The following is an 11,257-nucleotide window of genomic DNA, read 5'->3' as shown; positions in this document are numbered from 1 at the left end:
GTATAATAATAAATTCAGGTTAATCCAATATCGAAATGATAGGGCTAAATGAGAAAGAAATTAATATATATCTCAGCACTTATTGCTGTACCACTCTTATTATATACCTTAACTTGGTTTATCATTACTATTTCTATATCTGCCACTATCAATCAACAATATGCTAATAGAAAACTGAGTACTAAATCAATTACTAAAAGCCCCCTAGACTATTATATTACCTTTTCTAAAGTGTCGTGGTACGGGTTTCCGTTTAAAGTAGGTTTTCAGGTAAATAACTGGCAAGAAGAGGGAGCAGATGTGGTGATTGCATTGCAGTCCCCGATTAAGTTAGGTTATGATTTACTAAAGCAAGCTGCTTTTGTTGAATATTCAGGAACAGCAATTAGCCAATATAAAAAAACGATTGAGCATTATGAGCCGATAAAAACAGAGTTTGGCACAATATTTAATACTAAAAATTATTCTTTTACCATTAAAATGCCTCTCAGTATTAAGCTATTAAAGGTTTTGGTAGGACAGAAAAATCCATTTGAAATTATTAATTTTATCAAGAAGATCACCTTAAGTTCTAAGCAAACTCAAATATTTGATCTATATGATCAACACAAGCTATATGATGAAGACTATACTGCCATCTCTTTATCATTTGAAAAAAGAAAATATTATACGGACTTAGCTGATTTTCAAAATAATGTTCCCTATAAGCTTAATATTAATTACACTACAAACATAATTGACAGTAACATTATTAATAGAAAAATCCCCTCTGGTATCTTACTATATATATTTACGGGGCCTTTTGCCTGTAACATAGAGGGACAATTATATATCCAAGCTAATAGCCCATTATTTAAAGACCTCACTAAAGACTACGAAATAAAAATTATTTCTGCAAAAACTGCCAGTAAACTTCATGACGCATATACTACTTTGTTATATCGGGATAAAACCGCAGATGGAGACAGGAATATTCAGTTAAAGATTGATTCAAAAATAGACTTAAAAGCAGGTTTTGCTGATGAAATAATGCAAAATATTCAATATTTGATCTCATTACCTCAACTATCTCATAATAATGAGCCGTGGTTAGAAGAATTACGTCATATTATTAATAATAAAGATAAATTTAGCCTTACTGAATTAGAAAACCATCAATACCTTTTTAGTTTAGATATGAATTCTATATCGAAAGCCTATAATACGGTGCATGCCCAAATAAATAATTTAAGTTTATTTTCTAATAACACTGGATTCCGCATAACCACTGAAGGTAAAAAAGATAAGTTACAAGAATTTAATATTAAAGGACTTCTTATATTAAATAATTATAGAAAACCAACTGAGCTTATATCTAATTATATATTTAATTTAGGAAAATTTAAGACATTTTCAGAGGAAAGTAGAATAATATATAAAGACACTCTAACAACTTTCCTAAAGCAGATTTCTGATTACCCCGATTCTACTTCAGATGACTTGAGTTTTGAATATACTTTAGAATCTAATAATATTACAAAAGGGAAAATAGGCTCAATAGAAATTAGTAAGATTTTGCCATTATATTACTTAACATTATATACAAAAGCCGCGGATTATGTCAGACCTAACGACTTATTAGAAAAAAGAATCCAAGAATTAATCCCTGATTTTCATAATCACCCGGGCTCCTTGCAACAATTAATATTTCCCTCTTTGCCGGAAAGGGATAAGACAAATTAGAGTTCCTGCATTGAAAAACAAGTGAGTACAAATTGGATATTATAACAACAATACATCAAAACTTAGCAGTTGAACTTTCGCGATTAAATGAGATTATTATAAGTCGTTTATCCGTTAAAGAAGAGCTAGTAACATTAGTGGGAAAGCATTTACTTGAAGCTGGAGGTAAAAGAATTAGGCCTATATTAACAATTTTAACTAGTAAAATGTTTGGGTATAATGGGGAGAATAATATTAAACTGGCAGCGGCAGTCGAATTTATTCATGCCGCCACCTTACTGCATGATGATGTAGTAGATGAGAGTAATATGAGGCGATCTAAGCCCACAGCACATGTTATTTGGGGAAGTAAAGCCAGCATTTTAGTAGGAGATTTTTTATTTAGCCAATCATTTCAGCTTATGGTAGATACCGATTCTATTAAAGCTATGAAAGCTTTAGCAAAAGCTTCAGCCATTATATCTCAAGGTGAAGTAGCACAGCTAGTAAAGTTAAATGAGAGAAGGATTATTGATGAAATGGAGTACCAGGAAATTATTCTAGCCAAAACTGCTGAATTATTTGGGGCAGCCTGTGAAGCAGGGGCTCGCATTGCTAATCAGGCTGATGATATTTGCAAAATTTTACATGATTTTGGCAAAATTTTAGGCAATATTTTTCAAGTTCTTGATGATCTATTTGATTATTTAGGAAATAGCACGATACTTGGTAAGAATATAGGAGATGATTTTTTAGAGGGCAAAGTCACCTTACCCTTAATTTTTTTATATAAAAAGCTAGATCATGATTGGCAGTTAAAAATTGCCTCTATGCTTAAAGCTAATACCAGAACTGAGCAAGAATTCAAAATAATAAGAGATTTAATGGTAAGACATAATATTAAATCTCAAGTGATGAATTATCTAGAAAATCTGAATCATGAAGTGAATAAGTTACTGAATCAAATTTCTCTCCAAAATATTTATAAAGATCACTTAAAGTTATTAGGAGACTTTCTCTTAAATAGGTCATATTAAAAAGTATGAAGATAAGAGCAGTATCAATTACATAAAATATATATGAAAGATATACCAGCTAGTATTGAGCATATTTCAGAACCAGAAGCAAAAGAGTGGTTAAGGACCCTAGCAACTGAAATAGAAAAACATAATAAAGCCTATCATCAGGAGGATGCGCCAATAATTTCGGATGCGCAATATGATCAATTATTTAATCTCAACCTTCAGATTGAAAAAAAGTTCCCTCACCTCATCCTGCCAAATAGCCCATCTAAAAAGGTGGGGAGCAGCAATTCAGACAAATTTTCTAAAGTAAAGCATTTAGTACCAATGCTATCCTTAAGCAATGCCTTTGATGAGCAAGATATAACCGAATTCATCAACAAAGTTAAGAATTTTTTGCGCTTAAATGATTTGCCCCCTATTTTTTGCGAGCCTAAAATTGATGGTTTATCTTTCTCTGCTATTTATGAAGAAGGAAAGCTTAAAATTGCTTCTACCAGAGGAGACGGGTTTATCGGAGAGGATATTACCGAAAATATTAAAACTATTAAAGATTTTCCTCATTACCTTACTTCCTCATCTAAATTACTAGAAGTCAGGGGAGAAGTTTATATAAATAAAGAAGATTTTATATTATTAAATCAAGCGCAAGAATTATTGCAAAAGGATAAATTTGCTAACCCCCGCAATGCAGCTGCTGGCTCACTTCGACAACTAAATCCTACTATTACTGCAAGTAGACCATTAAAATATTTTGTTTATGCCCTAGGTGCTGCAAGTGAAAAAATTGCTCCTTCCCAGGATATTTTACTACAAAAGTTAAAAGAATTAGGCTTTATGGTGAATGAGGTAAGCAAATTAGCTTATTACCTAGAAGATATCAAATCATTTTATGAACATTTAACCGCCTTGCGTGATCAATTACCGTACGAAATTGATGGGGTAGTATATAAGCTTAACGATTTTGCGCTACAACAACGTATGGGATTTATTGCCAGAAGTCCTAGATTTGCTATTTCTCATAAATTTCCGGCAATAATTGGTCAAACTAAGCTCATGAATATCAATATACAAGTAGGTAGAACAGGAGTGCTCACGCCGGTAGCTATATTAGAACCACTTGCTATTGGCGGAGTGACAGTCGCAAGAGCTACCTTACATAACTATCAAGAAATCATCAGAAAAGATATCAGAGTCAAGGATTATGTGTTCCTGCAAAGAGCTGGTGATGTGATTCCACAAATTATTTCCGTAGATTTCACTAAACGTGAACGCCATTCTACCCCACCAATTACTCTACCCACTACTTGCCCTTCTTGTGGGTCGCATTTACATTATGAACAAGCAATAATAATCCGTTGTGATAACGGATTAAATTGCCCGGCGCAGAATTATGAAAGAATTTGCCATTTTGTCTCTAAACACGCCCTAGATATAGTAGGGTTAGGGAGAAAACAGATCCAGTTTTTACTAGAAAAATCTTTGATAAAAAATCCGGTAGATATTTTCTATTTGCACCAGAACAATAGACCATTTTTCCAGCGCATATCGAGCGAGGAACTGGAAGGAGACTCTTTGCTCCACCCCCCAGCACACTCGGGGATAGATAAGGATTCGAGCACAGATTCACTGTCCCAATTAGCATCGCAATACGAGCGGGACAAGAAGTCTAATGAACAAAATTTAGTCAAACTGGAAAACATGTTAGGGTGGGGCAAAAAATCGGTAGAAAACCTATTGGTAAATATTGAAAAATCCCGAACTGTTTCCTTAAATCGATTTATTTATTCCCTAGGAATACGCCATATTGGGCAACAGAATGCTAAACTGTTAGCGCAAGAGTTTCAAACCTATACTAATTTTATTGTTACTATGGAGTCCTTGCTGCAAGAAATATCAGCTTTAGATAATAGCCCCTCAGATGCTACTTTAAAGGAGGCATTAGATCAACCAAATTACAAAAAATTAAATGACTTAGAAGGAATAGGCGATAAAACTCTGATGGATATTATTAATTTTTTTGACATTAAAGAAAATAGAGAAATTATTTACAAACTTAGTAAAATCTTAACAATACAAGATTATAATACACAACCTAACCCCTCTACTTTAACGGGAAAAGTAATAATATTTACTGGTACTTTATTAAATATCTCTAGGGCGGAAGCAAAGCTACAGGGAGAACAGCTAGGAGCAAAGGTGAGCAGCAGTGTTTCGGCTAACACCGATTTGGTAATAGTGGGAGCGGATGCGGGTAGCAAGCTCAAAAAAGCTAAAGAATTAGGTATTAAAATTATATATGAAGAGGAATGGTTAAAAATAGTGAATTCAGGGGCGTAAATTATATGTTAGGCTTATTGGTTAAAATGTCACACCGAGCTTGCTTAATATTGATATCGCGTTGTTAAAGTTGCATTATATAAAATTTTTTAATATGGTAGATTATTAAAATTTTTATATCTCTTAAGGGGCATAAAGAGAATACGTGTCTATTAAATTAAGCTTATCAATATATTTAATTTTCCTTGTTCCAATGTCTTCATATGCGGATACTGATCAAGAAATCGCAGAATCGCATAAATGCTCAAGGTTATTCCCTTATTTTGAAGCAAAACATACCATCCCACGCAATACCCTTCACTCAATTGCTTTAAAAGAATCTGCCAGAAAACATACTACACATAAAATAATGATTGTATGGCCCTGGACAGTCAATGTGGAGGGCCGTGGTTATCATTTTAATACTAAAAGGGAAGCTATATTATTTGTCAAAAAACAAATTATTAGTGGGAAAGAAAATATTGATGTAGGTTGCATGCAAATCAATTTAAAACATCATTTAGATGCTTTTAATTCATTAAGCCAAGCCTTTGATCCTAAATATAACATTGCGTATTCAGCTAAATTCCTTAAGGCTAAATATGATCAGCTAGGTAGTTGGCATAAAGCAATAGCCCATTATCACTCTAGCACCCCTAAGCGTGGTACAAAATATCAACAGGATGTAATTAGGATCGCAAATAATATGCCCCTATACAAAAATTCGATTAAATTACCTGAGAGTGGGAACTATTATAATAAAATAACTACCCAACCTAAAAGTAGTACAATCTCTATAACCTCCTTTGCGGATTCTACTTCTTTTCAAAAAAACCTCCGAAAGTATCAAAGTAATATGATGGTAGCCATTCCTAGTAAGTATAATGAACCTTAATTCGATAGGATTTTTATAGACTTCTTTGGAATAATAACACATAATAATACCTCATATAAAATCAAAAATAAGCAGCAAGTCTAACGAATTTGAACCTCAATTAGGACCCCACTACTAATCCGCAGAGCGCAGCGATTAGATAGTGAGCGCGAAAAAGTTATTAATTTCAACATGAAGATTATATTTGATAGGGAAAAGCTAAAAGCTAACCGTAATAACAGTGTCAACACTATCAAAAAATGTCTATATTTCCAGCAGTCGGCAGAAGATATTATTACACGCTTAAATTGTATTGACCAAGATTTTGCTAATATTTTAGATTTAGGATGCCGAACAGGGCAGTTAACTAACCTACTAGCACAAAACTATAACAAGTCTATAATTATTGCAGCTGATTCATCTTATAGTCTGCTTGAGTCTGTGGGGCATAATCGCAAGCTATTAGTGGATGAAGAAAATTTACCATTTCCAGCTGCTAGTTTTGATCTGATCACCTTTTCTTTAGGATTACATTGGATTAATGATGTCCAAAAATTTTTATTACAAATTAGATTTTTGTTAAAAGACAATGGGATATTTATCGGTAATTTTGTCGGGGGTAACAGCTTAAAAATGCTTAAAAAAAAATTTGTTGAAGCAGAAATAGCCGCAAAGCTCCCTAGCTACTCTCATGTGTCGCCTTTTATCCATTTTGATCATGTCACTCCCCTTCTCTCGCAGGCAGGTTTTCAAGAGCTCATAGTCGATTACGAAAATATCCCCCTAACCTATCCAAGCCCTTTAGAATTTATTAGAGAATTAAAAAATATTGGGGAATCGGCTGCCTTCAGTAATAAAGTACATTATGCTATCCCAAAACAAATATTTTCTATATTACAAGATGATTCTCTGCCTTTTTATGAACAAATTAATATTATTAATTTTATTGCTGCTCCTAATAAAAATACTATCAAATTAATTAAGCCTATTGACTGACTACTACTTTTCTGTCTTTATATCAATAGACTTCTTTTGACACTCTACTTTTGCTAGTAATTGGGACAATGAATCTAGGCTCAAATCCTCACATACTACTACCGTACACTGCGGTTTGGAGCGAAGAGTTTCCTTCAAATTCCCTACGCAATGCGAGTTTCGAAAGAAGTCTAATCTATGATTTTAATGGTACTAATATGCAAGAATTTGACTTAATCGTAATTGGAAGCGGACCAGCTGGCTATACCGGCGCAATAAGAGCCGCGCAACTAGGCATGACAGTTGCCTGTGTAGAAAAAAGAGCTACCCTTGGTGGTACTTGCTTAAATGTTGGATGTATTCCTTCAAAAGCCCTGTTAAATTTTTCAGAAAAATATTATGAAGTAATGCACAAATTTTCTGATATAGGGATTACAGCTAGTGCTACACTTGATTTACACAAAATGATGTCTAAAAAAAATCAAGTAGTAGCAGAATTATGTAAAGGGATAGAAAGCTTATTTGCCAAAAATAAAATTACTCAAATAAATGGCACAGCTAAACTTCTCTCGAGTAATATTGTGGAAATCAATAATGAGAAGACAAGCACACAAATTTCAGCTAAAAACATTTTAATTGCTACTGGCTCAGAGATTATTGAAATCCCTAATATTGTCGTTGATGAAGAATTAATTGTTTCGTCAACTGGCGCTTTAAATCTGACTAAAATACCCAAAACGATGGTAGTAATTGGTGGTGGTTATATCGGGTTAGAGCTAGGTTCAGTATGGAACCGACTTGGATCGCAAGTAACAGTTATAGAATATGCGGATAGCATTGTACCCGCTTTAGATAAGGAAATTATTAACCAATTTTCTAAAATATTACAAAAACAATCTATCGAATTACGTCTGAATACTAAAGTCATATCAGCGGAAAAGACCGCAGGAAAAGTGGCATTACAGCTCCAAGACTTAAAAAATAGTAAGACTCAACAAATCACTGCTGATATAGTATTACTGGCAGTGGGAAGGAAAGCTAATACCATAAATTTAGGGTTAGATAAATTAGCCCTCGAATTAGATAAACAAAATAGAATTGTAGTTAATGAGCATTTCCAAACAACCATAGCTAATATCTATGCGGTAGGAGATGTGATTTCCGGACCAATGCTAGCTCATAAAGCAGAGGAAGAGTCTATAGCTGCGGTGGAAATAATGGCTGGCTTAGCTGGGCACGTGAACTATAATCTTATTCCGAGTGTAATTTACACTTGGCCAGAGGTAGCAAGTGTTGGGTTTACAGAAGAACAATTAAAAGAAGCAAAGATAGAATATAAAGTAGGTAAATTCCCATTTTTAGCTAATAGTAGAGCGCGCACCACAGGTTTTACTGATGGAATGGTAAAGATATTAGCAGATAGCCATACCGACAAAGTGCTGGGAGCTCACATCATTGGCCCGGATGCTGGCACTCTAATTGCCGAAATGGTAGCCTTTATGGAATTTGGAGCTTCTTCCGAAGATATCGCTAGGACGTGCCATGCTCATCCTACTTTAAGTGAAGCTCTCAAAGAAGCAGCCTTAGCTATCGAAAAAAGAACTATTAATATATGAAATCTCGAAATTATGAAATCTGTATTATTAACCAGAAGCGCTGAAGATAATGATGATATTATTAGAATGTTAGAGAGTAAGAATTTTGCTTCGGATAAAGAGCAGCTGCTCAATCAAAGGCCAAAATTTAAATATATTTGTTCTCCCTTAATAAAATATAGAGAATTAGGTTTTAACTCTGCTATTTTATACGATTATAATAACATAATTATTACTAGTAAAGTGGCCACTAAACTTTTTGTTTCACAGTTTAACCAACAGCCAAACTTACAGCATCAAAATCCCATTAAAAAAATTTGGGTGGTAGGGGACTCTTCTAATATAATTCTGGGGCAACATAATTTTACCATAGCTTATAAGGCTCAAAATATACAAGAGTTGATAGAAAATATCCCCCCGCAGCTTTATAAACAAAGCATATATCTGTCCTCTAATGAAATCACTCAAGATTTACCTAGCGCCATTAAGCGACAAATTATTTATGAAGTCCAATATGCTAATACCTTGCACCACATAGAAGAAATCAAAAAAGGAGTGGATTATATTTTATTATATTCACAGAACAGTGCTAAAACTCTTGTTACCTTATTAAAGCAAAATAATTTATTAGAATTGTTTTTTTCTACTAAAGTTATTACTATCAGTGAAAAAGTGGCAACTATTATTAGATTTTTTACAAAAAATGTGATTTATTGTAATGGAGGGCAGCCCGAAGAAATGTTAACATTATTAACCTCGCAGTGCGGTAGTATGCCGGGCAAAAACATCTAATATCTTGAATAATTAAGAGGAATAATGAACAAGGCTGAGAATGAAGTGTTAAAGGTTCGTCGCAATAGCCCTATTATTTTTACAGTAATTCTTATTATGGTATTTACTATTGCTATAGGCTATATGGCTTTTTATCAGTTAGGGGTATTTAGGATTATTGAAACACACAATTCTACAAATGAAACTGCTGAGCAAGACATTGTTCCAGATTCTACGGCCCAAAAACTAACCCCTACTCCAAAACTGGCAGACAATTATAATAATTCAACATTAGGCACTAATATAGTAGAAGCAGTAATAGCTCCTTATTCAGGGCATTTACAAAACATTAATGAACACCAAAATACTCTTCACAGAGATGAACTAATTAAAGCTCCCGATTTATCAGCAAACTCCCCTAATAGCTTACCCCATAAGAATACCAAATCGGTTTCCACCTTTCAAAATGATTACCGTAATTATTTAATGACTATAAATCTTCTCACCGCAAATTTTTTACAGGGTAAACATTATAGGGAGCAAATATATAAAATCCAGGAGATAGAATTACCGCCAGACATTCAAAATATCCTAGAAGAATTATTAAATTATCATGAACATTATTTATTTAATAACAATGCAAAGATAGAGAAAATTTTCCCTCTCTATACTTGTTGGCTAGAAAAATTTATTAAGGTAGAAAGAACAACCTTGCTCCATAAAGATCAAGAAATTTTAAAACATAGAATAATGACGCAGTTAGATTTTTTGATTAATTATTTTTATTCCCAAAAATTCCAACAAAAATTTATAGAGCAAACTAATGATTAGGCTGTTAATAATTTGTATCATATTTCTATTATTATATTTGGGGTTTTCCCTATTAAATCAGCTTGATTCAATATTAACGATCAACGTCTATGATTATCATATAGAAAGCACTTTTTTTACTTTTATTGTGATATATATACTATCGGCGATTATTAGTTTTAGTGCCCTCAAGATTATATTTTTAATCCTCGACATCCCCTTACATATTAAGACTCGCTTCCTAATGCGCCAAGCTCATAATACTACTGAGCAGCTGATGAAAGCTATGGGCGCATTTATTATAGGGGATAAAGCAAAGACCCGAAATTTTATTAAAAGAATAAAATCTCCTCTCAAAGGTGATAATCAAATTTTCTATACTTTACTTCTAGCTGAAACCGAAGAAGATCCAGAACAACAAATAAAATATTTGCAAGAACTAGAACAAAAATTATCTCCTGGTTTTGCCCCTCAAAGATTAGCACAAATTTTTTATCAAAAGGGAATGTATCAAGAAGCTGAAAATTATGCTATCCGCTCTTTTTATTTAAATGAGTATGATATAAATACCTTAGAGATTTTGATTGATTGCTATTTTAAGCTTTGCGAATGGGAAAAGCTTACTTTCATTACCAGTAAGTTTAATAGAATTAACCGAACAAAATTCGAACCGATAAAAAATAAATTAGCCTATTATTACACGCTCGCCGCACAGAATATGTTAGATGAGAAAGATATTAAAAAGGCCATCTATTATCTAGAAATCGCTTTAACTATAGTACCTTCCTATTATGAAGCGTTGCGTCTTTATTTAACATTAAATTATTCTAGTAAGCAAAATCTTGATATTCAAATGCTTAAAGATGCTTTCATAGCCAATCCGACGTTTGAGATTGTAGAATTATATCACAGATTTTTCCCAATGCCGCCTTTAAAAATTTATGAAGACTTAGCAACTTTAGTAGATCCAGAACATCATTTAGGGTTATTTTTAGCTATAGCAGCATACCTAGATCTGCCTGATAAGGTCCAATGCCTCAAGCATTCACCTGATCTTATATCTTTTGAGCCTAAAACTTTACCTACTATAATAGAGGACAGGACGCTTTGAATCTTTTGTAGCGATCATACTGAGTCCATACTCTACGTATGAATCAGCATGACAATTTCACTCTTGCAGTGGAGAAATA

The 11,257-nt window shown here is 33.3% G+C and carries 9 protein-coding genes; all 9 read left to right on the top strand.

Annotated elements, in window-relative coordinates; all coding sequences use genetic code 11:
* The first annotated feature begins 48 nt into the window (after positions 1–48).
* The 9 genes from AAGD44_RS07330 (at position 49) to AAGD44_RS07290 (ending at position 11,178) form a co-directional block, all read left to right on the top strand.
* Complete coding sequence (locus AAGD44_RS07330; protein ID WP_341764012.1) at positions 49–1,722, top strand: hypothetical protein; 1,674 nt, start codon at positions 49–51, stop codon at positions 1,720–1,722.
* Between the two features lie 32 nt (positions 1,723–1,754).
* On the top strand, positions 1,755–2,738 hold the full coding sequence (locus tag AAGD44_RS07325; RefSeq protein ID WP_341764011.1) for a polyprenyl synthetase family protein: 984 nt from the start codon (positions 1,755–1,757) through the stop codon (positions 2,736–2,738).
* A gap of 42 nt (positions 2,739–2,780) precedes the next feature.
* Positions 2,781–5,063, top strand: coding sequence for an NAD-dependent DNA ligase LigA (ligA, locus tag AAGD44_RS07320; RefSeq protein WP_341764010.1), 2,283 nt, complete (start codon positions 2,781–2,783; stop codon positions 5,061–5,063).
* 193 nt (positions 5,064–5,256) lie between these two features.
* Complete coding sequence (locus AAGD44_RS07315; RefSeq protein ID WP_341764709.1) at positions 5,257–5,937, top strand: lytic transglycosylase domain-containing protein; 681 nt, start codon at positions 5,257–5,259, stop codon at positions 5,935–5,937.
* A 171-nt stretch (positions 5,938–6,108) separates the two neighbouring features.
* Positions 6,109–6,912 carry a methyltransferase domain-containing protein gene (locus AAGD44_RS07310; protein ID WP_341764009.1) on the top strand — a complete coding sequence of 268 codons (804 nt, stop codon included), beginning with the start codon at positions 6,109–6,111 and terminating at the stop codon, positions 6,910–6,912.
* 197 nt (positions 6,913–7,109) lie between these two features.
* The gene (gene lpdA, locus AAGD44_RS07305) at positions 7,110–8,507 is read left to right on the top strand and encodes a dihydrolipoyl dehydrogenase (protein WP_341764008.1); all 1,398 of its coding nucleotides are present in this window, start codon (positions 7,110–7,112) and stop codon (positions 8,505–8,507) included.
* Between the two features lie 12 nt (positions 8,508–8,519).
* On the top strand, positions 8,520–9,278 hold the full coding sequence (locus tag AAGD44_RS07300) for a uroporphyrinogen-III synthase (RefSeq protein WP_341764007.1): 759 nt from the start codon (positions 8,520–8,522) through the stop codon (positions 9,276–9,278).
* A gap of 24 nt (positions 9,279–9,302) precedes the next feature.
* Entirely contained in the window at positions 9,303–10,088 is a 786-nt protein-coding gene (locus AAGD44_RS07295) for a hypothetical protein (RefSeq protein WP_341764006.1), read from the top strand.
* A 223-nt stretch (positions 10,089–10,311) separates the two neighbouring features.
* Complete coding sequence (locus AAGD44_RS07290; protein ID WP_341764005.1) at positions 10,312–11,178, top strand: hypothetical protein; 867 nt, start codon at positions 10,312–10,314, stop codon at positions 11,176–11,178.
* Positions 11,179–11,257: the final 79 nt, after the last annotated feature.

This window comes from Candidatus Tisiphia endosymbiont of Beris chalybata, assembly GCF_964026555.1.
Classification (GTDB): Bacteria; Pseudomonadota; Alphaproteobacteria; order Rickettsiales; family Rickettsiaceae; genus Tisiphia.
The sequence above is the reverse complement of the archived record's forward strand: the minus strand, read 5'-3'. Positions and strand labels throughout refer to the sequence as shown.

Excerpts from the sequence above, each read along its gene's own strand:
- AAGD44_RS07330 (WP_341764012.1), top strand. The coding sequence starts at position 49 with ATGAGAAAGAAATTAATATATATCTCAGCACTTATTGCTGTACCACTC.
- AAGD44_RS07310 (WP_341764009.1), top strand. The coding sequence starts at position 6,109 with ATGAAGATTATATTTGATAGGGAAAAGCTAAAAGCTAACCGTAATAAC.
- AAGD44_RS07300 (WP_341764007.1), top strand. The coding sequence starts at position 8,520 with ATGAAATCTGTATTATTAACCAGAAGCGCTGAAGATAATGATGATATT.
- lpdA (WP_341764008.1), top strand. The coding sequence starts at position 7,110 with ATGCAAGAATTTGACTTAATCGTAATTGGAAGCGGACCAGCTGGCTAT.
- AAGD44_RS07315 (WP_341764709.1), top strand. The coding sequence starts at position 5,257 with ATGTCTTCATATGCGGATACTGATCAAGAAATCGCAGAATCGCATAAA.
- ligA (WP_341764010.1), top strand. The coding sequence starts at position 2,781 with ATGAAAGATATACCAGCTAGTATTGAGCATATTTCAGAACCAGAAGCA.
- AAGD44_RS07295 (WP_341764006.1), top strand. The coding sequence starts at position 9,303 with ATGAACAAGGCTGAGAATGAAGTGTTAAAGGTTCGTCGCAATAGCCCT.
- AAGD44_RS07290 (WP_341764005.1), top strand. The coding sequence starts at position 10,312 with ATGCGCCAAGCTCATAATACTACTGAGCAGCTGATGAAAGCTATGGGC.